Here is a 21992-nt window from a genome sequence, read left to right on the forward strand (position 1 = left end):
CCGAAACGTGCCACACCTTGTTCACAGCGCCGCGACGACGGCGACAGATGATAAAGGGGGGTCTTCATGCGGGTCCGATTTTCACGCCGAGCGCTGCTTCTCGCTTCGCTTTCTTCGACGGTCCTGACTTCGGGAGCCGCGCTGGCCCAGGAAGCCGCGAACGCAAGGGATGACGAAATCGTCGTCACCGCGCAAAAGCGCGAGGAAAATCTTCAGGATGTTCCGATCAGCATCCAGGCGCTCGGGACCCGCAAGCTCGATCAGCTGAATGTCGCGAATTTCCAGGATTTCTCGAAACTTCTTCCCAGCGTCTCGTTCCAGTCGAGCCAGCCCGGCGTTACCACCGTCTATATGCGCGGCGTCGCGAGCGGCGGCGATGGCAACCATTCGGGGTCGCTGCCCAGCGTCGGCGTCTATCTCGACGAGCAACCGGTCACCACCATCGGCGGCACCCTCGACGTCCATGTCTACGACATCGCGCGCATCGAATCGCTCGCGGGGCCGCAAGGCACGCTGTACGGCGCCTCGTCGCAGGCCGGCACGATCCGCATCATCACCAACAAGCCGAGCACCGCCGGGTTCGAAGGCCGCATCGATGGCGAGCTCAACAGCGTCAAGCATGGCGGCATGGGCGGTCGGCTGGAAGGCATGATCAACACGCCGATCAGCGACATGGCGGCGGCGCGCTTCGTCGGCTGGTATCAGAAGGATGCGGGCTACATCGACAATGTGCCTGGGACGCGGACTTTCTGCGGCACCCCCACGCGCGACGAGAACGACGATATCGACGGCTGCATTCGGAATGGCGTCTCGGTCAACAATGCCGGCTTCGTCAAAAAGAATTTCAACGATGCCGAAATCTATGGCGGCCGCGCCGCGCTGAAAGTCGATCTCGACGACAATTGGACGGTCACGCCGACCGTGCTGTACCAGAAGCAGAAAAGCCATGGCACCTTCGCGCAGGATCCGAAGGTCGGCGATCTCCAGACCCAGCGCTTCTATCCGGACATGCGCACCGACAAGTTCATCCAGGCCGCGCTGACGGTCGAGGGCAAGATCGGCAATTTCGATCTGACCTATGCGGGCGCCTATCTCGACCGCAAAGCCTATCAGATCAACGATTATACCGATTATGCAGAGGCTTACGACCAGATTTACGAGGCGCAGGGTGGCCTCGCGAATTATTTCTACCTTCAGGACAATGCGGGCAACACGATCGATCCGCGCCAGTTCATCATCGGCACCGACCATTTCCGCAAGATGAGCCAGGAACTGCGGATCGCATCGCCGCAGGACGAACGCTTTCGCGTCGTTGCCGGGCTCTTCTACCAGCGCCAGAGCAACCAGATCCATCAGGATTACCAAATTCCCGGTCTCGCCGATGCCCTGTCGGTCAACGGCCACCCCGGCACGCTGTGGCTGACCGAGCAAAAGCGCATCGACAAGGATTATGCGGCGTTCGGCGAAGCAAGCTTCGACATCACGCCGACCGTGACGCTGACCGGCGGCGGCCGCTATTATAAATATGACAACAGCCTGGTCGGTTTCTTCGGTTTCGGCCGCAATCCCGCCGGCGACCCGCCCAATGCGCCCTTCAACGGCGCCGGCAGCTCGCAGACCGGGGTCGCGGGATGCTATACGACCACCGGCGAGCTGTTCCGGAACAATCCGGGCGGCACGCTGCTCCCGGCTGCGGTGCCCGGCGGTCCCTGCACCAACCTCGCCGATTTCGTTGGTGGCAAACTGGTCCCGAAACGGACCAAGGACACGGGCTTCACGCATCGCCTGAACCTGACCTGGAAGCCCAGCGAGGACGTCCTGACCTACGCAACCTGGTCGCGCGGTTTCCGTCCGGGCGGCATCAACCGGCGCGCGACGATCGCGCCTTATGCCGCCGACTTCCTCACCAACTATGAATTGGGGATCAAGACGACGCTGGCCGACGGCATGGTCCGGCTCAACGCGGCGATCTATATGCAGGACTGGAAGCGCTTCCAGTTCTCGTTCCTCGGCCTCAACAGCTTTACCGAGATCCACAACGGCCCGAACGCACGGATCAAGGGGATCGAAGCGGACGTCAACATTCGTCCGACCGACGGGCTGACGATTTCGGCGGCGGCGTCCTATACCGATGCCAAGACCCGGAACAATCTCTGCGCGATCGACGATCCGACGTATCAATGCACCGCCGATCCGGACAATTCGATTGCAGCGGACAAGGGCACGCGACTGCCGGTGACGCCCAAATTCAACGGCAATGCGACGGTACGGTACCAGTTCCCCCTTGGCCCCGGCGAGATGCATCTGCAATCGGTGATCGCACACCGCAGTTCGGCAACCCCCGACATCCGTGTCGATGTCGCGGACGACCTTGGACGGATCAAGGGATCGACGACGGTCGATTTCGCGCTCGGGTTCGACTGGAACAATTACAGCTTCGAACTCTTCCTGCAGAACGCCTTCGACGAACGCGCCGAACTCTCGCGTTTCTCGAACTGCGGGCAGTGCAATGACCGCGTGCAGATATTGGTCAACACGCCCCAGACTATCGGAGCGCGGCTCGGCGCCAAGTTCTGACCGGGTGAGCACTATCAAGAGCAGCAATGAAAGGCCGGGCCAAAAGCTCGGCCTTTTGATGTGCATCGCGCTCGGCATGGGCAACATGATCGGATCGGGGGTGTTCCTGCTCCCGCGCGACCTTGCCCCGCTCGGGTGGAATGCGGTCGTCGGCTGGCTGGTGTCGATCGCCGGCACCCTGTGCCTGGCCGTCGTTTTCGCTCGACTCGCCAAAAGGTTGCCCGAAGGCTGCGCCGCCTTCACCTATGGCGCCGCCGCCTTCGGTCCGGGCACCGGCTTCATCGTCGCGTGGAGTTACTGGATAAGCTGCTGGACCGTGGTCGCGACGCTCGCGGTCGCGGCGATCAGCAACATGTCCATCCTGCTGCCATGGCTTGGCGAAGCGGGCGCCGCTCCCGCCTGGATCGCGATCGGCTTCATCTGGTTCTTCACGCTCGTCAATCTGTTCGGGGTACGCCGCGCGGGCGGCGCGCAACTCGTCACGCTCGGGCTCAAGCTGATCCCGGTCATCGGCGCGGTACTGGTCGGCATCTGGGCGCTCGGGACCGGCTCCGCGCCGCCGCCGACGATGGCGGGGACCGAACCGCTCAGCCTGTCCGGCGTCAGCGCGGCGGCAACGCTCACCCTGTTCGCGCTGCTCGGCTTCGAAAGCGCCTGCGTCGTCAGCGACCGCGTCAAGGATCCTGAAACGACGATCCCGCGCGCGACGGTCATCGCCGCGGCGGCGGTCGGCCTGCTCTATCTTCTGTCCTGTACGACCGTGACCCTGATGGTCCCGGTCGATGCACTGCACGAATCGAACGCCGCTTACGCAACCTTCTTCTCGCGGCTCGTCAGTCCCGGGGCCGGCCAGGTGGTCGCGCTGTTTGCCGCGATCGCGGCGCTCGGCGCGCTCAACGGTTTTGTGCTGCTTCAGGGGGACATTCCGCGCGACCTCGCCCACCGACGCCTGTTGCCGCAGGCTTTCGCACGCGACAACAGGTTCGCCTCGCCGTGGATCACCCAGATCGTATCGAGCGGGCTTGCGAGCGTGATCGTCTATGCCAATTACTCGCGCGGGCTCGCCGACCTGTTCGCCTTCATGGTCAAGGTGACGACCTCGACCGCAATCATTCTGTACATCGTCGGCGCGGCGTCGGCGCTGGTTCTCGAACGACAGGGCACGATCAAGATATCCGCGGGTTTCGCCGCAGCGACGATCATCGGCTTCCTCTACAGCGCCTGGGCCTTCTATGGCGCAGGGCTCGAGGCCAGCCTGTGGAGCCTCGCGATGACCGCCGCCGGCTTGCCGATCTATCTTCTGATGCGACGATCAACGCCATCTGGGCGCGAAGAAGCCCCGGTCGCGTAGGATCACCTCCGCCGCATTATGGCCCGGGGCGCCGGTGACGCCGCCGCCGGGATGCGTTCCCGCACCGCAGATATAAAGGCCCCTGACCGACCCGCGATACCCGCCGTTGCCCAGGACCGGCCGCGCCGCCCAAAGCTGGTCGAGGCTCATATTCCCATGCATGATGTCGCCGCCGACAAGGCCGAACTTGCGTTCGAGCCCCTTGGGCGAAAGGCGCGTCTGGCCGACAATGCTCGCGCGAAAGCCGGGCGCATGCTTTTCGACCGTGTCGAGAATGCAGTCGGCGGCGGCTTCTTCCTCGTCGTCCCAATCGCGGCCATCGGGCAGCACGGGGGCGAATTGCTGGCAAAAGAGGCTGGCGACATGACAACCCTCGGGCGCGAGGCTGTCGTCGACGGTCGACGGGATCAGCATCTCGACGATCGGCGCCTTCGACCAGCCATGTTGCTTGGCGTCGAGGAAAGCCCGGTCCATGTAATCCAGCGTCGGCGCCAGGATGATCCCCGACTGGTGATGTTCGCCGGGTTCTGGAAGGCAGGTGAACTTCGGCAATTCGCTGAGCGCCACATTCATGCGGAACGTGCCGCTGCCGGCCTTGAAACCCTTGATGCGTCGTTCGAATCCCGCCGGCAGATCCGACGGGTCCATCATCCGTTCGTAGAGCAATTTCGGACCGACGTTGGCGACGACCCGCGCCGCGGCGATTTCCTCGCCGCCGACAAGCTTGACGCCGACCGCCCTGCCGCCATCGACCAGAACCTTGTCGACCGGGCTTTCGAGACTGATCTCGACCCCCATATCGCGGCAGACCTTGGCCATGATTTCGGTGATCTTGCCCATGCCGCCGACGCTATGGCCCCAGGCGCCTTTCTTGCCATTGACCTCGCCGAAGACATGATGGAGCAGGACATAGGCGCTGCCCGGCGTGTCGGGGCTGGCGTAATTTCCGACCACCGCGTCGAAACCGAAGGCGGCCTTCACCGCCTCGCTTTCGAACCAGCTATCGAGCATCGTCCGCGCCGACTTGGTGAACAGGTCGAGGACGTCGCGCTGCTGTTCGAGGCTGAGACCCGCAAAGCGCCGCCCCTGGCGCGCGCCGTCGATCAGCGTGCGGAGGCCTTCGCCAACATTCGGCGGAACGCGCAGCGCAAGATCGCGCAGCAGTTCGGCGACATTCTCGAGCGCGTCATAATAGGCCGGCAGCGCCTCGGCGTCGCGGTTCGAAAATTTGCGAAACTCGGCCTGCGTGCGCTCGAGCCCGCCACCCAGCTTCAGATAGCCGCCATCCTCCTGCGGCAGGAAATTGCTGATCGGCCGCTCGATCACGCGATAGCCATGATCCGCGAGCTTCATGTCGGCGATCACCTTGGGCTGAAGCAAGCTGACGGTGTAGCTCGCGACCGAATTGCGGAAACCCGGTGCGAACTCCTCGGTCACCGCGGCACCGCCGACGACATCGCGCGCCTCGACCATGCGGACCTTAAGCCCGGCCCTGGCAAGATAGAAGGCGCAGACGAGGCCGTTGTGGCCGGCACCGATAATCAGTGCATCATAGGCTTTGGTCATGAAAATTCTTTCGCAAGGGGGGATTGAACATGCTGGCGGCCGAAACCGAGACCAAGAATTCGTCCCGGAATGCGGCGCAGCAAGGGGATGGTATCGAGCAGGCGCACCGCCAGGGGCACGCGGGTGATTTCGCCGCGCAACACGGGTTCGATGACGCGCTGGTGCGCAAAACGCTGGATCGCCTGCATGCGCGTCGTCGGCGTCCAGCGGCGGTCCTGAACCCTGGCAAGCAGCGGATCGGGATCGGCGCCGCCGGCGAGCGGCGCCGCGAGGATATTCGCGGCGGCGACCGCATCCTGCACCGCCAGATTGATGCCCACACCGCCGACGGGCGACATCGCGTGCGCAGCGTCGCCGATCGCCAGCAGGCCGGGGCGCGACCAGCGCGTCAGCCGGTCGAGCGCAACAGAGAGCAGTTTGACATCGTCGAGGCTGGCGATCGCGTCGATCCCGGCGGCGAGGCCCGGGACGATGGCGACGATCCGCTCGCGGAATGCGCCGATACCCCGCGCCTCGATCGGCGCGAAGCCGCCCTTTTCGATGATCTGTGCGCATTGCCAATAATCGCCGCGCGGAATCACAACGACCATTCCACCCTTGTCGATCGTGCCGAGCGCGACGTCCGACATGTCCGTGCCTGCCGGTACCGGAACGCGGAACCACAGCACGTCCATCGGCGCGCCAAGGTCTTCGAGCGGCAATTCGCCCGCGTCGCGCAGCACCGAACGCCGACCGTCGGCGGCGATGACCAGCCGCGCCGACAGTGTCTCCCCATTTGCCAGCATCACACCGCTGACGCGGCCCGCATCGTCATGGGTCAGCCCGGTCGCCTCGGTCGACATGCGCAGATCGAAAGTCGGGTAGCGCTTGCCCTGTCCCGCAATGAAATCGAGCAGATCCCATTGCGGCATCATCGCGACGAAGCGCGCCGCGACGGGCAGATGCTTCATCGTTGCGATCGTGAACCGTTCGCCCATCAGATTGAGCGTCATCGTGTCGATGGCGGCGTGCGGTTCCTTCAGCAGATCGCCCAGCAGCCCGATCTCGTTGAACAGTTCGAGCGTCGAAGGATGCACCGTGTCGCCGCGGAAATCGCGGAGAAAGTCGGCGTGCTTTTCGAGCACCGTCACGTGCACGCCGGCCCGCGCGAAGAGCAGGCCCGCGACCATGCCGGCAGGCCCGCCGCCGACGATGATGACCGGAAGGTCGCTCTTCATTCTCCCCTCCCGCTTGCGGGAGGGGCCGGGGGAGGGCCTGTCCCGCTACAATCGACCGGAGGGAAAAAGCCCTCCCCTAGCCCCTCCCGCAAGCGGGAGGAGGACTTTACCGGCTCCACCCCGGCGGGGGAGCTCGCTCCAGCCGCGCTTCGGGAATGATGTCGCGCATCCGTGCACAGAAATGCTTGAGGCACACTTCCTTGTCGCTGAGCGGTCCCATTGAAAAGCTCTTCGACTGCATGCCCTGCTGGACGCGCGTGATCAGTTCGGTATCCTCGGCGTTGACCTGCCGGTTGATGCGCCAGTTGAGATAGCGCGCCGCTTTCATCTCGCGGCGCGCATCGGGCTGCACATATGAGATTTCGCGGATCAGGCAGGTCGTCGGGCCGGTCGGCAGCCACTGCATGAAATCGACCTGATCGGGATAGATGTCGAACGCGACGTTCGGCCACAGCTTGAAATAGAGCCAGTGGCGCTGGTTGGCCTCCGGCAGGTACGGCACGGGGGGTAGCAGCCGCTGGTACATGCGCTCGGACCAGTTCACCGACGGCCGGTCGATCAGGTCGCCCCACATGCGATCGACTTGGGTCTCGGCCTCGACACCATAGCTTTTGCCGAACAGGCGCGTCAGGCCGGGGTGGGCGACGGGGATGTGAAGGCCATCCGAATAATTGTCGCCGACATTCTTCCAGTTGACCTCGCGCGGGCGCAGCGTGACGCGGCCAAGCGCACCAAACTCCTCGAAACGATAGGGCGCGATCATCGCCTCATAGGGCGCCATCATCGCGGCGACCGACGGACCGCCGTCATCATCCAGGCGCACGAACCAGAAACCGCGCCATTGTTCGAGATCGACCGGAACCAGCCCGGCCTTGCCCTTGTCGAGCGTCGGATAGCTTGCCGAATCGGGCACGCCGGTCAGCCGGCCGTCGAGTTCGTAGGTCCACGCATGGTACGGACACACAAGTTTCTTTGCACAGCCGACCGCGCCATCGACGAGCCGTGAACCGCGATGACGGCAGACGTTGGTGAAAGCCCGGACGACTCGATCCACGCCGCGCACCAGAATCACGCTCTCGCCGCAATAATCGATGCTGTGCCAGTCGCCGACGTCGGGGATGTCGCTGTCGTGGCAGACGACCTGCCAGCTCGGCCGGAAAATGCGTTCCATTTCAGCGGCGTAAAAGTCCGGATCGCTATAGGTCCAGGCCGGAAGCGACCAGCCGTCGAGGGGGTCTGTCGTCGGTGTGTGCAGGGGTGCAGTTGCCATGGCTCGTTCCTTGTTGTACATATGTATAACAACATGCCCGCCGTTCGCCAAGCCTTTACGCGCGAAAGCGCCGACGCCCGCCGCGCCGACCTGATCGAGGCAACGGCCGCGGTGCTCGCCGAACATGGTCTCGCCGGAACGAATGTCCGCGCCATCTGCGCAAAAGCTGGCGTTTCGCCGGGGTTGCTGCGCCATTACTTCGACGGCATCGACGACCTGGTCGCCGCGACCTATCAGGCGACGAGCGACCGGATGGACGCGATTTTCATGGGCGCGGTTGCGGCGGCGGACGACCATCCACGCGGCCGGTTGCAGGCCTATCTGACCGCAAGCTTCCGCCCGCCGGTCACCGACCCCGAACTGCTCGGCGCGTGGACGGCGTTCTGGGCGCTCGCGCGGAGCGATGCGCGGATGGCGGCCATCCACGCCGAAAGCTACGCGGGTTATCGCGCGCGCCTTCGCGAGTTGCTGATCGCATGTCACGCGCCCGACGCGGACCGACTGGCGATCATGCTGACGGCGATGGTCGACGGGCTTTGGCTCGAACTGTCGCTCGACGCCGCGAGCTTCGGTGCCGAGGCTGCGGCAGAGATGCTCGAGCGCGCGCTCGCGGCCTTGCTCCCCGGCTAAAGCGGCCGGTGTTCGGTCGTGTCTCCGGGGGTCAGGAACAGCAGTTCGCCCGGAACATGGATGATCATCCGGTGCCAAACGCCGCGCGGGACCAATGCTCCCATTCCCGGCGTCAACGAGATCGTCCGCTCCGCCCCGACCTCGTCCAGTATGACGTCGAACTGGCCGGAGATCAGCGTCAGCACCTCGTCGCCGTCGGGATGCATCTCCCAGCCCGTACTCTCTTTCATCGCGATCCCGCCGATATAGATGCCGCGATAGAGGCCAAAGCTGCGAAACAGCGGCTGCGCCGGCAGGCCCTTGCGGCCCGTCAGCGTTCGGCCGACGCGCGTCAGGAACGTCAGGATATGGACGGCGGCACGGCGCAGAATGATCGACATGGCTGGCTCTCCCGAAGCCTGCCTATCAAATGCGAACGATTCTCAAAAGGCCGATGTGTGTGGGCGGTCGTCGCTATTTCGACAGATCGCGCAGCAGGCTGTCCCAATGCGCGAGCGCGGGCGCGATCGCAGCCACCGGCGCACGTTCGTTGAGGCCGTGCGAATAGTCGTCGCTCGCTTTCAGAAACAGCCCCGCCACACCGTAACTCGGCACGCCGACGGCGCGAAAGTGAAGGCTGTCGGTTGCGCCCGCGCTCATCGAGGGGATGATCGGCAGGCCGGGCGCGCGGGCGTGCACCGCCTTCGTCACCGCCGCCACGACGTCGGCGCGCAATGGCGAGGCGTCGCTGGCGGTCGCGTCGGGATCGGTGTTCACCTTGATCGCGGGGTCGCCGATCGCCTTCTCCAGCTCGGCGCGCACCGTCTCGATGCCGACGCCGGGGAAGATGCGGCAGTTGATGTTCGCGGTCGCCCGCTGGGGCAGCGCATTTTCGGCGTGGCCGCCCTTGACCAGCGTCGGAACGCAGGTCGTGCCGATCTGTCCGACATATTCGGGGTCGGCACGGATCGTGGCGATCGCCTTGGCGTCCGAAGGGTTGGCGGCAAAAGCCTTCAGCGCCGCGCCAATGTCCCCCCCGACCTGATCGGCGACGATCGGCATGCCGACCTTGGTCAGTTCGTTCTGCTGCGGCGCGAAACGATAGGCGCCGACCTTGGCGAGCGCTTCGGACAGTTCGACGATCGCGTTGACCGGGCCGGGGCGCGAGCTGTGCCCACCGGGATTGGTGACTTCGAGCACATAGTCGGCATAGGTCTTCTCGCCCGCCTGCAGTCCATAATATTTGTCCTTGCCGTCCTCGCCGACCAGCCCGCCGCCGCCGTCACCGTTGAGCGCGAATTCGGCGTCCTTATACTTGGCGGCGAGCGCGCGCGTCGTCACCATCGCGGTTTCCTCGTCGCCCGAAAGCAACAGGATGATCGAGCGCTTCGGCTTGAAGCCGTCCTTCTTGAGCTGGGCCATGGTCGCGACCATCATCGCGACGTCGAACTTGTTATCCACCGACCCACGGCCGAATATATAGCCATTCTCTTCGACCGGTACGAAGGGATCGCGGGTCCAGTCCTTCGGATCGGCCTCGACGACGTCCATATGACCCAGCAGGACGATGGGCTTTTGCCTGGTCGTTCCCCGGAGCGTCGCCGCGAACGTCGCGGTCTCGCCGATAGGGGTGATGTCGATGTCCGAATCGGCAAAGCCCGCCGCTTTCAGCACCTTCGCGTAATAGGCGGCCAGTTCGGGAACCTTGCCGCGGCCCGCGACGGTCGGAATGGCGACGCTGTCCTTCAATATCTGCTTCGCCGCGTCGGCATCCGCGGGTTTGGCGTGGACGGGCGCGGCCGCCAGCAGGGCGGCGGAAGCAAGAAGAGCGGCGGCGAAACGCATATCATCGACCCCTTTTTTCAGATTCTCATATCGTCCGGGCGGGCCGCCAGCGGCGCCCCGTCCCTCATCTCCATGCTGGAGGAAGAACACGCCCTCGGCAAGCGTCTGGCGGGCCAAATATCATGCCGCGCGCTTCGTCACCTTCGGTGCCGGGGTCTTGGGCTTGTACCGGCACAGGTCATCGACCGGACAACGCCAGCATTCGGGCGTGCGTGCCTTGCAGATATAACGACCGTGGAGGATCAGCCAGTGATGCGCGCCGACGCGAAACGGCTGCGGGGTATCCTTGTCGAGCTTCTTTTCGACCGCCAGCGGCGTCTTTCCCGGCGCCAGCCCCGTGCGATTGCCGACGCGAAAGATGTGGGTGTCGACCGCGAACGTCTCCGCCCCGAAGGCGCAGTTCATCACGACATTGGCGGTCTTGCGCCCGACGCCCGGCAATTCGACCAGCGTATCGCGGTCGGCCGGCACCTCACCGCCATGATCGCGAACGAGGATTTCGGAAAGGGCGATGACATTCTTCGCCTTGGCGTTGAACAGACCGATCGTCTTGATATGCTGCTTGAGACCGTCTTCGCCGAGGTCGACCATCGCCTGCGGCGCCTTCACATCCTGAAACAGCTTTCGCGTCGCCTTGTTCACGCCAACGTCGGTCGCCTGCGCCGACAACACGACCGCGACGAGCAGTTGATAGACGTTCCCATATTCCAGCTCGGTCTCGGGACTCGGATTGAGCTCGGCCAGCCGGCGATAGAATTCGAAGATGTCGGCCTTCTTCATTCGGACGCGGATGGCCCCGCAGCCGGATGCGCCGCCTTCCACTCCATCGCCGCACGGACCCGCCGTTCGACCGAGGGATGCGAATAGAAAAAGAATTCCTCGACCGCGTTCGGGCGGGGATTGCGGTATTCGGCGGTCTTGACCAGCGCGCTTGCAAGCGCATCGGGCAGGTTCACGGTCTTGAGCGAATAGGCGTCGGCGGCGCTTTCGTCGATCCGCGAGAGGGTATTCTGCACCGGCGACGCCAGGAATGCGAACAGCGACAGGAGGAACATCATCACCGGAAAGCCGCGCGGATCGCCAACTGCGGCGTCGCTGCCAAACATCCGGGCAATCCATCCGAAGAGGCGGTCGGCCAGAAAGAAGAGCAGGATCGCGAGCAGCGAGAAGACGATCACGATGATCCAGACATGGCCCAGGACATAATGGCCGATCTCGTGCCCGGTTACCGCCTTGACCTCGTCGAGCGAGGCGCCCTTCAATGCGACGTCGGAGATGGCGATCCGGGCCGAATGACCGATCCCCGAAACATTGGCGGTGAAATTGTTCGACTGGCGCGACCCATCATACAGGAAGATGCGGTCCGGTTCGATCCCGGCCTCCTTCGCCTGCACGACCAGCGCCGCGCGGACCGGGCCTTCGGGCACCGGCTTGTAATCGTTGAACAGCGGTTCGATCAGGATCGGCGATACGAGCAACATTACCGAAATCGCCAGCGCGGCGAGGCCTCCCGACCAGATCCACCAGCGCTTTCCCGCGCGCCGGATCAGCGCATAGATGCCGAGGAAAAACAGCGCACCGAACAGCACCCCGATCGCGATCCCGATCGCCCCCTGCCCCAGATAGTCGCCGAGCGGCTGGCTGGTACGGCCATAGGCGGTTTCGCGCCACCAGCCGGTGTAGAGGTCCCACGGCAGCGTCACGAGCGCCGACAGCAACATGAACGCGGCGCAGAGCAGAAAGGTCCTGACCGCCCAGCCACGCTTCGCAAGCTTCGCGTCGAGCCGGTCGAGTATCCGCAACCGGACAAAGAGCAGCGTCACGAGCGCGGCGACGACGACGCCCCACAAGCTCAACCATTCGCTTCCAACGGTATAGGACGCCGCCTTTGCAAGCGCTTCGGGGCCAAGGCCGTCGATATAGGCCCTGGTCGCGGCGGCGGGATCGAAACTCATGGCCATCCTCCTGCTGTATTATATTTATGATACACAGGGAGAGTTCCAGTGCAAGCGGGGTTCAGAGCCCCAGGACCTGCGGCATCGTATAGCGGCCCGGCTTCTGGTGGATCAGCCACAGCGCCGCGCGCACCGCGCCGCGCGCAAAGATCATCCGGTTTTCGGCGCGGTGCGCGAGCGTGAGCATTTCTTCGGGGCCGGCAAAAATGACGTCATGGTCGCCGGCGACGGTTCCGCCGCGCAAGCTTGCGAAACCGATCCTGCCATGGCCGCGGGCGCCGGTGACGCCGTCGCGCCCGCGCTCGGAGCATTTCGCAAGATCGATCCCGCGCCCCTCGGCGGCCGCCTGACCGAGCAGCAGCGCGGTCCCGCTCGGCGCATCGACCTTGCGCCCATGGTGCATTTCCAGAATCTCGATATCCCATTCGGCGTCGAGTCGCGCGGCGGCCTCGCGCACCAGATACGCAAGCAGCGTGACCCCCAGCGACGTATTGCCGGTCTGGAGCACCGCGATGTCCTTCGCGGCATCGTCGATCAGGTAATGGTGGCGCTCTTCCAGCCCGGTGGTGCCGACGACGATGGGGGTCTTCGCTGCCACGCAAGCGTCGAGCGTCGCCTCGAGCGCGGCGGGCGACGAGAAATCGACGAGAACATCGGCATCGGACGCGAGCCGAACCACATTGCCGCCCTTGTCGACGCCGCAACTGCGCTGTCCGGCTTCCGAAATCGCGGCGGCGAGCGCGACGCCCATCCGCCCTTCGCTGCCGATAATGCCGATGCTGGTCATGACTCGCTGTCCCCTGTCCATCCCCCCCTTAGCCCCTCGGGTTGCGCGAAGTCGAGATGCGCCGGTTATCATCTCGTCATCCCGGCGAACGCCGGGATCGCGGCCTCGCTTATGAACGCAGCAGCGGGCGTCCGGTCTTCGCGGGGATCACGAAAAGATGGTGAAGCCATCGATACGGCCTCATAGAAGGGGGCATGCGCGACATTCAGAACATCGTGATCCTGACCGGTGCCGGCGTCTCGGCGGAAAGCGGCATCGACACCTTTCGCGATGCCGGGGGCCTGTGGGAGCAACACCGTGTCGAGGATGTGGCGACACCGGAAGCCTTCGCGCGCGATCCGGACCTTGTCCTGCGCTTCTACGACATGCGGCGCGAGGCCATTCAGACGAAAGAGCCGAACGCCGCGCACCGTGCGCTGGCGAAACTCGACGCCGAATGGTCGGGCGGGCTCCTGATCGTGACGCAGAATGTCGATGATCTGCACGAGCGCGCGGGGGCGAAGCGGCTGATCCATATGCATGGGGAGCATCTGAACGCCTGGTGCACGGTCTGCGACATGCGGATGCCGTGGATCGGCCCCCTGCTCGATCGCCCCGCCTGTCCAGGTTGCGGCGCGCCGGGATCGCTCCGCCCCGACATCGTCTGGTTTGGCGAGATGCCGTACCGGATGGACGAAATCTACGACGCCCTCGGCAGCGCCGACCTGTTCGTGTCGATCGGGACCTCGGGCGCGGTCTATCCAGCAGCCGGCTTCGTCCGGGAAGCCCGCGCGGCGGGCGCACGGACAATCGAACTGAACATGGAACCGAGCCAGGGGAGTTACTGGTTCGACGAAGCGCGGCATGGTCCGGCGACCAGACTGGTGCCGGCGTGGGTCGATGCGATGCTGGATCAGGCCTAGGGTCAGGACCCTACCGCCGCGCCGCGAAGAAATCCCGCAGCAACGCCGCTGCTTCGCCGGCGCCGATCCCGTCGTAAACCTCGGGACGATGGTGGATCGTCGGCTGCGCAAAGACACGCGGGCCATGAACCACGGCGCCACCCTTCGGATCGTCGGCGCCATAATAGAGCCGTGCGATTCGGGCATGGGCGATTGCACCGGCACACATCGCGCAGGGCTCCAGCGTCACATACAGGTCGCAGCCATCGAGCCGGTCGTTGCCCAGCGCAGTGGCGGCGGCGCGAATCGCGACGATTTCGGCATGTGCGGTCGGATCGTGCGATTCACGCGGACGGTTGTGACCTTCGGCGATGATCGCGCCATTCTTGACGACGACCGCACCGACGGGCACCTCACCCGCGTCCGCCGCAGCTTTTGCGAGGTCGAGCGCGCGGCGCATCGCGTCGGGAAGGGGAAATTGCGGCATCGCTTTTCCCGCTAGTCCCTTGACGAATCTCCGGCAAGCCGATAAGCGCGCGCCTTTCCCGGCCCATCCGGTCCATTCGGTGCCTTTTGGCCCAACCGGCACGCCGCCCAGATTTTGTAAGGAAGAAGACGATGTCGCGCATTTGCGAACTGACCGGCAAGGGCCGCCAGGTTGGCCACAATGTCAGCCACGCCAACAACAAGACCAAGCGCACGTTCCTGCCGAACCTGCAGAATGTGACGTTGCTGTCGGATGCGCTCGGCAAGGGCTTCAAGATGCGCGTGTCGACGCACGGCCTGCGCACCGTCGAACATAATGGCGGTCTCGACAACTGGCTGCTCAAGGCTGGCGACGATCAGCTCTCCGCTTCGGCCCGCAAGCTGAAAAAGGAAGTCGCGAAGAAGCTGGCCGAAAAGGCCGCCTGAGCTTCATCCGTTTCCCGATCGCAAGAGGCGGCCCGGTTTACGGAGCCGCCTTTTTGCTGTCCGCCGTTCGCGCGGGCAGACGCGCCGGCAGATCGACGAGCTCGAATTCGACGAGCAGGCTGCGCTGCCAGCTGTTGAAATTGTCGTCGGAAACCAGCCACAGGAACGTGCGGCCACCGCGCACCTCGATCGCCGCGCCCTCGTAATTTTCGGCCAGCGGCGCGGGAACCTGCCCGATTGCCCGCGACCGGACCACCCCGCCGGGCCGAATGTCGGCCGGGTCGACGATCGCAAGGATCGTCGTGAACACGGTCCGAAAACCGAGCTGGCGGTGCACGATCAGGACACGGCCGTCGGGCAAGACGGCGGCGTCGCTGACCGCGCCCTTCCCCTCGGCATCGTACAGGAAGGGCTGCGCCCGTGTGCCGGGAATGGCCGGGTCCCCCCGAAACAGAAACGCCGCGCGGCCGCGCGGGTCGTCATCGGCGTCCTCGGAAAAGACCAGCATACGGCCATCGGGCAACCGGACCATCGCTTCGGGGCCGCGATTTGGGGGCCAGTGCGGCTTCGGCAGCTTCGCCCGCGATTCGATATGCGTCAGGGCCGGGTCGATCCGCCAGATCTGGTTGCGCCCCTCAAGCGCCACCCAGGTCGTGCCGCTCGCGCGGTCGACCGCCATCGCCTCGAAGTCGCTTTGCGATTTCCGCCGCGGTGTATCGGCGGGCACCGGCAACAGCCCGATATGCGCACCGTCGACCCGGCCATCGGACCGCAGCGTCAACCGGACGCCATAACCGCCGTCGCTGACGAACTGCAACCGCTCCGGCCCGATGGTCGCCAGGGCTGAAAAGCCTCCGAACATCGCATTGGGGCTTTGCAGGCGCCAGCCGCGAACGAAGCGCAGCCTGCCTTCCCGCCCGACCGGATAATTCAGGGGAAGCGCCACGATTCGCTGCGCGCTCGTGCCGGTCTTCGGCAGGCGCTGATCGGTGCCCGGTGCAGGTCCCAGGACAAGAAATATCAAGGCGGCGGCAATCACGCGGCACATCGCCCGGGCGATAGGGCGTCGGGGCGTGGCGACGCAAGCGCCAAGCGAAGGAAAGCTGAACCTTAGCCAACAGCCATGTTCAGGCTTCGCTCAAGGCGAATCACCCATACCCCCCTCATCGACCCGCCGCCCAACCGGGCAGAACGACGAAGTAGGAGAATAACGATGAAAAAGATGGTGACTCTCTCGCTCGCCGCCCTGATGTCCACCGCGACGCTGGGCGTAGCAGCTCCCGCAGCAGCCCAGCAGGGCTATTACAACGGCGGCTATGACACCAATTATGTACGCTATGACCGCGACGACCGTCGGTATGACCGTCGCGACTACCGCGGCTATGACCGTCGCGATTATCGCAACGATCGTCGCAACTATCGGAACGATCGCCGCAACTATCGCCAGTGCGACAATGGCACCGGCGGCACCGTGATCGGTGCGATCGCGGGCGGCCTTGCCGGCCATGAGATCGCAGGCCGCGGCGACCGCACCGTCGGCACGATCATCGGCGGCGCCGTGGGCGCCCTGGCCGGCCGCGCGATCGACAAGGGTAACGACGGCTGCCGCCGCTAATGACATAATCGACAGCCGCTGCCGAAGGGTCATGACGGCCGCTACCGAAGGCGGACCCGAACCCCAATAAAGTCTCTTCCCACCTCGACCCCGCCCGACGCTACGCCGGGCGGGGTTTTACGTATCGGGGCCAGGGTTGCCATCGTGGCCCGCCGGCCCTAATCTCGGTCTCAAGTGCACGTCCGCGCATCCGCGGGCGCGTGAGATAGAAGACAGGTCACAATAGCCATGCGGCAAATGGCAGCGCCATCAGGGCGATCGCCGCGACCAGGGTCGGCGGCGGCAGGACGAAGACAGACGGGGGGGCAGCCCGGCCCGGTCGTTCGTCCGCGCAGTTATGCCGCAATCGATCTGGGCACCAACAATTGCCGATTGCTGATCGCGCGTCCGCAAGGCGGCGAGTTGGTGGTTATCGACGCTTTTTCTCGTATCGTGCGCCTTGGCGAAGGGCTTCATGCTACCGGTACGATTAGCGAAGCCGCGATGGACCGCACGATTGCTGCACTTTCGATTTGCGCCGACAAATTGCGCCGACGGCATGTAGCGCTGTCACGCGCGGTCGCGACCGAAGCATGCCGCCGCGCTTCGAACGGCGCCGAACTCGCGGCGCGGGTCAAGCAGGAAACCGGCATCGTTCTGGATATCATCTCTGCCGCAGAGGAGGCGCGACTCGCCGCGCTCGGATGCCATAATCTCATGGAACCCGGCGACGGCCCGGCGCTGATATTCGACATCGGCGGCGGGTCGACGGAATTGATGCACGTCGATGTGTCGGACCATGACGTGAAAATCCATGACTGGATCAGCGTTCCATGGGGCGTCGTATCGCTGACCGAACATGCCGTCGCCACCGACGACAGCCTGATAGGACGTCAGGCATGTTACGCACGTATGCGCGAAGTCACGCGCGAGGCCTTCGCCGCCTTCGCGGGGCGGGCCGAACGATTCGCGGGACAGCCGCTCCGCCTGCTCGGTACCAGCGGAACCGTGACGACACTCGCCAGCGTCTTTCTCGATCTGCCGCGCTATGACCGCCGTGCGGTCGACGGGCTGGTCGTTCCGTCAGACGCGATGCGCGACATCAGCCGCCGGCTCGCGGAGGCAAGCCTCGACGACCGTGCCGAAATTGCCTGCATCGGACGCGAACGGGCCGACCTGGTCGTCGCGGGCTGCGCCATCCTCGAAAGCATCATCGACCTCTGGCCCGCCGCCCGGGTCGGAGTGGCGGACCGTGGCATCCGCGAAGGAATTTTACGGACGCTCGCCATGCAAGGGCGCGATGTCCCGGTCACGCGGCGCGAGCATCGCAAATGACCGGCGGCGGAAAAAAGGGCAGTAGCGGGCGCGGGGGCCTGTATGTTCGCGTCAAGACCGCAAGAAAGCGCAGCGTGTCCTCGACCCGCTGGCTGCAGCGACAGCTCAACGATCCTTATGTTCGGCGCGCGCAGGCCGAGGGCTATCGGTCGCGTGCCGCCTACAAGCTGATCGAACTCGACGAGAAGTTCGGCTTGCTCAAGAAAGCGCGCGCGGTCGTCGATCTCGGCATCACGCCTGGTGGCTGGTCGCAGGTGGTGCGCAAGGCGAATCCCCGCGCGCGCGTCGCGGGCATCGACCTTCTCGCGTGCGAGCCGATCGAGGGAGTGGCGATCCTCGAAATGGATTTCATGGACGACGCGGCGCCCGACGCCCTGATCGAAGCGCTGGGCGGTGCGCCCGACCTGGTCATCTCGGACATGGCGGCGAACACAGTCGGGCATCCGCAGACCGACCATTTGCGTACCATCGGCCTCGCCGAAACCGCCGCCGATTTCGCGGTTCGCAATCTCCAGCCAGGCGGAGCCTTCATCGCGAAGGTATTCGCGGGCGGCGCCGACCGCGAGTTGCTGACCGTTCTGAAGCGGAATTTCGCGTCGGTGAAGCACGCCAAGCCGCCGGCGAGCCGCAAAGGATCGCCCGAGCTCTATGTGATCGCGCAGGGCTTCAAGGGACGGCGCGACACCAATGCTGCGTCAAGCGATTGATTTCCGACCTTCCCGACCGAAAGGCGGAGAGGCCATGAGCCAGGAGTGATGATTGATGCGTAAGCCGAAGCCGTCGGTTGCAGTCGTAACGCTTGCTGCGCTGCTGCTCGCCTCGTGCGGGGGCGGAGGCGGAGGCGGAGGCGGCGGAAGCAGCGGGCCGGTCACGGTCACGCCAACCCCGACTCCTTCGGCAACAACCTGCGGCCTGTCGGCGCGCCAGGCGTTCGCGAAGGGCGTAATCGACGAATGGTACTTGTTCCCGAACGACGTCGCGAGTGGGGTCAATCCCGCGAGCCACGCGAGCGTCCAATCCTATATCGACGCGCTCGTGGCGCCCGCGCGCGCACTGAACAAGGATCGCTTCTTCACCTATATCACCTCGATCGCAGAGGAGAATGCATTCTTCAGCAGCGGATCGAGCGCGGGGTTCGGCGTTCGCCTCAGCTACGATCCTGCCAGTCAGGCGGTGGTCATCGCCGAAGCCTATGAGAATGCGCCGGCGCTGGCCGCCGGGATCGATCGTGGTACCCGCATCACCGCGATCGGGACGAGTACGGCCAATCTGCGCACCGTGGCGGCGATCGTCGCCGCCGAGGGAACGAGCGGGATCACCAACGCACTCGGTCCCAGCGACCCGGGCGTCACGCGTGTGCTGCGTATTACCGATGCCGGCGGAACACGCGACGTCACGGTCACGAAGGCCGACTATGATCTCGACCCGATTTCGGATCGTTATGGCGCCAAGGTGATTACCGAAGGTGGCCACAGCTATGGCTATCTCAACCTGCGGACCTTCATCAGCTCGGCAAACCCGCAGCTCCGAGCCGCCTTCCTGAACTTCCGCAATCAGGGCATCACCGACATCGTCATCGACCTGCGCTACAACGGCGGCGGGCTGGTCTCGACCGCCGAGCTGTTCGGCGATCTGCTGGGCCGCAACCGGACATCGTCGGAGCTGTTTTCGCAAACAAATTTCCGCCCGTCTAAGGCGGCCGAGAATGATCGCCATTTCTTCACGGCACAGCCCGAATCGATCGCACCGACGCGCATCGCCTTCATCGGCACCGGATCGACCGCGTCGGCAAGCGAGCTCGTGATCAACGGAATGCTGCCCTATCTCGGCACGAACATGACGCTGGTCGGCGGCAACACCTATGGCAAGCCGGTCGGGCAGATCGCGCTGGACAAGGCGGAGTGCGACGACCGCATGCGCGTCATCGCCTTTTCTACCGGCAACGCGCTCACGTCAGGCGACTATTTCAACGGTCTCGCGCTCAAGATCACGAACAGCTGCGCAGCGAGCGATGACACGGCTTTCCCTCTGGGCGACGTTCGCGAAGCGTCGTTGCGGGCGGCTATCGACTTCCTGGCCGGCAACGCCTGCACGACGCGCATCGCGAACGCGGAAACTGGCATTTCCGCGCAAAGTCGCAGCGTCCGTGTCGCCGCCGAACCCGAAATGCTGATTCCCGCCCAGCCGCGCGCAGCGCAGCGCGATTTGCCCGGCCTGTTCTGACGGCAAGGCGATTTCGGACCATATCCGGGATAACGAAGGCCGCTGAATAGGGAAGGTCGGGGCGCGGCCGTCACGACGGCTGCATCTCTGGACTTTTTCTCGCAGCAAATTATATACCGCGCGTTATGGAAAGCGAAACAGCTACCCCCGTCAAAGGGCGCCCACGCGAATTCTGTGTCGACAAGGCGCTGGCCGAGGCTCTGCACGTTTTTTGGGCGAAGGGCTACGACGGCGCATCGATGACCGACCTTACCGAGGCGATGGGGATTACCAAGCCCAGCCTCTATGCCGCCTTCGGTAACAAAGAATCCCTGTTTCACAAGGCCTTGGATCTCTATGAGTCCGAGAAGCTTGAGTATACCCGTGCCGCCCTGCAACAGCCGACCGCCCGCCGGGTCGCCGAATATTATCTGCGCGGCGGAGTGGACGTCCATGCAGCCGAGGGTAAACCGCAAGGCTGTATGGGGTTGATCAGTTCGCTGGCCTGCAGCCCCGAAGCCGAGTCGATCAAGGCCGATGTCATCCGCCGCCGTTCCTCTTCGCAGCGCGCGCTGGTCGAGCGGTTCGAGCAGGCCAAGCGCGAAGGCGATCTCCCCGCACATATCGACGCTGAGGGGCTGACCAGCCTTCTTTACGCGATCCTGCAGGGAATCACGGTGCAGGCCGGCGCGGGGGCGACGCGCGCCGAGTTGGAAAGGCTCGTCGATACCAGCCTCGCGCTATGGCCGAGCGCTTGATACCGGATTTATTCCTCGCGCCCCATTATTCTGTAACACCCAGTACAAAACTCCTTGACAGACGGCGCCGGGTATTTATATACCGGTCAGTACAGATGGTCGTGGCACTCAAGCCATGGAATCGGCTGATCCGACCCTGCCATTATACCGCGGTCTAGCCTGCTAGGCCCTTTGACATCTCCCGGGATTTCGCACTGGCGTCCTATCGGCGTCAGGCGGGGGCTCGCGGCCGAACTCTCCCCTCGCCGGGCGCAAGTGTCCCCGGGGCCTAGGCCCCCTTGCGCCCGGCACACCCCTTCGTCCAGGAGGACCGAACATGGCGTATCTTGCACTGAAGGACGGATTGGCAGGCAGCGTTGCCGCCACCTCCCCAAGGCATTTTCCCTCTGTCGCGACACCAAAGTTCGCCGCTCCCGCCGGCTTTTCGGTGCTCGAATGGTCGGTCGTGATGCTCGCGCGTCATGACCGGCCATCGAGCCTGCGCGAGCCGGGCCACATTGCCCGGCTTCTCGGCCGCCTCCTCGGCGGCGGTTTCAACCGCCGCCTCGCCGACCCACGGCTCGAAGCGTTACGCCGCATGGCGGTGCTGACGTGGCATCACAGCTATTCGGTTCCGAAGCGCGAAATCCACGCCTTCTTCGCTGCGGGTTTCAGCGCCGACCACTACGAACTTCTCGGCAAGCGCGTTGCCGAAGTCCATATAGCCCGCCTCTTCCGCAACAACGCATAGGAGCGGTCAGGGCGGCGACGCTCTCGGCTTTGCGCAGAGCGGAGCAGATCGGCACCCTCACCAAAATCCTCACCAAGAACATCCGCGATCGCCGGGCCGGTAAATCGCGGGAAGCATGTCGGCGCGACCGCGTGTTTTCGTGCTCAGCCTGTTCGATTCCACCATCCGAATTGAAGACATTGTGAAAACAAGTCCTTGGCTCACGGCGCACTTGAACAGTCTGACGCAAGCGATACGTCTACTCGTATCCAAAAATTTGAAGAAAACTGGAGCGGGCGAAGGGATTCGAACCCTCGACCCCAACCTTGGCAACTTGACCGTGACACTTTTCGATTTCTTCCTTTTCTACGCTACCACCCTATAATTGCTTATTTTCTTGAGATTATCTCTACGACGCCCTATC

21 protein-coding genes are annotated in these 21992 nt (G+C 64.3%); 11 read left to right on the top strand and 10 right to left on the bottom strand.

What is annotated here, in order from left to right:
• The first annotated feature begins 66 nt into the window (after positions 1-66).
• Positions 67-2577 carry a TonB-dependent receptor gene (locus JNM03_RS18835; RefSeq protein ID WP_294039026.1) on the top strand — a complete coding sequence of 837 codons (2511 nt, stop codon included), beginning with the start codon at positions 67-69 and terminating at the stop codon, positions 2575-2577.
• Positions 2578-2581: 4 nt separating this feature from the next.
• Positions 2582-3928 (top strand): APC family permease, encoded by a 1347-nt coding sequence (locus tag JNM03_RS18840; RefSeq protein WP_294039028.1) that lies wholly within the window; start codon positions 2582-2584, stop codon positions 3926-3928.
• Here JNM03_RS18840 and JNM03_RS18845 read toward each other — a convergent pair.
• The 3 genes from JNM03_RS18845 to JNM03_RS18855 all read right to left on the bottom strand — a co-directional run bounded on the left by JNM03_RS18845 (position 3890) and on the right by JNM03_RS18855 (position 7981).
• Positions 3890-5494: an NAD(P)/FAD-dependent oxidoreductase gene (locus JNM03_RS18845; RefSeq protein ID WP_294039030.1), complete on the bottom strand. Its 1605-nt coding sequence runs from the start codon at positions 5492-5494 to the stop codon at positions 3890-3892. The two genes, JNM03_RS18840 and JNM03_RS18845, sit on opposite strands and share 39 nt — an antisense overlap.
• Positions 5491-6711, bottom strand: a complete 1221-nt coding sequence (locus JNM03_RS18850; RefSeq protein WP_294039032.1) for an FAD-dependent oxidoreductase — start codon at positions 6709-6711, stop codon at positions 5491-5493. The genes JNM03_RS18845 and JNM03_RS18850 overlap by 4 nt, the downstream gene beginning before the upstream one ends.
• Positions 6712-6817: 106 nt before the next feature.
• The gene (locus JNM03_RS18855) at positions 6818-7981 is read right to left on the bottom strand and encodes an aromatic ring-hydroxylating dioxygenase subunit alpha (protein WP_294039034.1); all 1164 of its coding nucleotides are present in this window, start codon (positions 7979-7981) and stop codon (positions 6818-6820) included.
• A 33-nt stretch (positions 7982-8014) separates the two neighbouring features.
• On the opposite strand from JNM03_RS18855, the gene JNM03_RS18860 reads away from it, so the two are divergent.
• Positions 8015-8611 (top strand): TetR family transcriptional regulator C-terminal domain-containing protein, encoded by a 597-nt coding sequence (locus tag JNM03_RS18860; RefSeq protein ID WP_294039036.1) that lies wholly within the window; start codon positions 8015-8017, stop codon positions 8609-8611.
• Here JNM03_RS18860 and JNM03_RS18865 read toward each other — a convergent pair.
• The 5 genes from JNM03_RS18865 to dapB form a co-directional block, all read right to left on the bottom strand.
• On the bottom strand, positions 8608-8991 hold the full coding sequence (locus JNM03_RS18865) for a cupin domain-containing protein (protein WP_294039038.1): 384 nt from the start codon (positions 8989-8991) through the stop codon (positions 8608-8610). The genes JNM03_RS18860 and JNM03_RS18865 overlap by 4 nt on opposite strands.
• A 73-nt stretch (positions 8992-9064) precedes the next feature.
• Complete coding sequence (locus JNM03_RS18870) at positions 9065-10435, bottom strand: M20/M25/M40 family metallo-hydrolase (RefSeq protein ID WP_294039040.1); 1371 nt, start codon at positions 10433-10435, stop codon at positions 9065-9067.
• Between the two features lie 120 nt (positions 10436-10555).
• Complete coding sequence (gene nth, locus JNM03_RS18875) at positions 10556-11215, bottom strand: endonuclease III (protein ID WP_294039042.1); 660 nt, start codon at positions 11213-11215, stop codon at positions 10556-10558.
• Positions 11212-12390 (bottom strand): M48 family metallopeptidase, encoded by a 1179-nt coding sequence (locus tag JNM03_RS18880; RefSeq protein ID WP_294039044.1) that lies wholly within the window; start codon positions 12388-12390, stop codon positions 11212-11214. The genes nth and JNM03_RS18880 overlap by 4 nt, the downstream gene beginning before the upstream one ends.
• A gap of 61 nt (positions 12391-12451) precedes the next feature.
• Positions 12452-13177: a 4-hydroxy-tetrahydrodipicolinate reductase gene (dapB, locus tag JNM03_RS18885; protein ID WP_294039046.1), complete on the bottom strand. Its 726-nt coding sequence runs from the start codon at positions 13175-13177 to the stop codon at positions 12452-12454.
• Between the two features lie 194 nt (positions 13178-13371).
• Here dapB and JNM03_RS18890 point away from each other — a divergent pair, with 194 nt between their 5' ends.
• Positions 13372-14079 carry an NAD-dependent deacylase gene (locus tag JNM03_RS18890; RefSeq protein WP_294039048.1) on the top strand — a complete coding sequence of 236 codons (708 nt, stop codon included), beginning with the start codon at positions 13372-13374 and terminating at the stop codon, positions 14077-14079.
• Positions 14080-14089: 10 nt separating this feature from the next.
• On the opposite strand, the gene tadA is transcribed toward JNM03_RS18890, so the two are convergent.
• Entirely contained in the window at positions 14090-14545 is a 456-nt protein-coding gene (gene tadA, locus JNM03_RS18895; protein ID WP_294039050.1) for a tRNA adenosine(34) deaminase TadA, read from the bottom strand.
• A 131-nt stretch (positions 14546-14676) separates the two neighbouring features.
• Here tadA and rpmB point away from each other — a divergent pair, with 131 nt between their 5' ends.
• Positions 14677-14970, top strand: a complete 294-nt coding sequence (gene rpmB, locus JNM03_RS18900) for a 50S ribosomal protein L28 (RefSeq protein ID WP_294039052.1) — start codon at positions 14677-14679, stop codon at positions 14968-14970.
• A 37-nt stretch (positions 14971-15007) separates the two neighbouring features.
• Here rpmB and JNM03_RS18905 read toward each other — a convergent pair whose 3' ends face one another.
• The gene (locus JNM03_RS18905) at positions 15008-15994 is read right to left on the bottom strand and encodes an esterase-like activity of phytase family protein (RefSeq protein ID WP_294039054.1); all 987 of its coding nucleotides are present in this window, start codon (positions 15992-15994) and stop codon (positions 15008-15010) included.
• A gap of 189 nt (positions 15995-16183) precedes the next feature.
• On the opposite strand from JNM03_RS18905, the gene JNM03_RS18910 reads away from it, so the two are divergent.
• From JNM03_RS18910 to JNM03_RS18935, 6 genes are all read left to right on the top strand, one after another.
• Positions 16184-16585, top strand: coding sequence for a glycine zipper 2TM domain-containing protein (locus tag JNM03_RS18910; RefSeq protein ID WP_294039056.1), 402 nt, complete (start codon positions 16184-16186; stop codon positions 16583-16585).
• Between the two features lie 228 nt (positions 16586-16813).
• Positions 16814-17899: a Ppx/GppA phosphatase family protein gene (locus tag JNM03_RS18915; RefSeq protein ID WP_294039058.1), complete on the top strand. Its 1086-nt coding sequence runs from the start codon at positions 16814-16816 to the stop codon at positions 17897-17899.
• Entirely contained in the window at positions 17896-18606 is a 711-nt protein-coding gene (locus JNM03_RS18920) for an RlmE family RNA methyltransferase (RefSeq protein WP_294039060.1), read from the top strand. Before JNM03_RS18915 ends, JNM03_RS18920 begins: the two co-directional genes overlap by 4 nt.
• A 55-nt stretch (positions 18607-18661) precedes the next feature.
• Positions 18662-20122: a S41 family peptidase gene (locus JNM03_RS18925; RefSeq protein WP_294039062.1), complete on the top strand. Its 1461-nt coding sequence runs from the start codon at positions 18662-18664 to the stop codon at positions 20120-20122.
• Positions 20123-20247: 125 nt separating this feature from the next.
• Positions 20248-20859, top strand: coding sequence for a TetR/AcrR family transcriptional regulator (locus JNM03_RS18930; protein WP_294039064.1), 612 nt, complete (start codon positions 20248-20250; stop codon positions 20857-20859).
• Between the two features lie 316 nt (positions 20860-21175).
• Positions 21176-21589 (top strand): hypothetical protein, encoded by a 414-nt coding sequence (locus tag JNM03_RS18935; RefSeq protein WP_294039066.1) that lies wholly within the window; start codon positions 21176-21178, stop codon positions 21587-21589.
• The last annotated feature ends 403 nt before the right edge of the window (positions 21590-21992 follow it).

Source organism: Sphingopyxis sp. (genome assembly GCF_016793825.1).
Classification (GTDB): Bacteria; Pseudomonadota; Alphaproteobacteria; order Sphingomonadales; family Sphingomonadaceae; genus Sphingopyxis.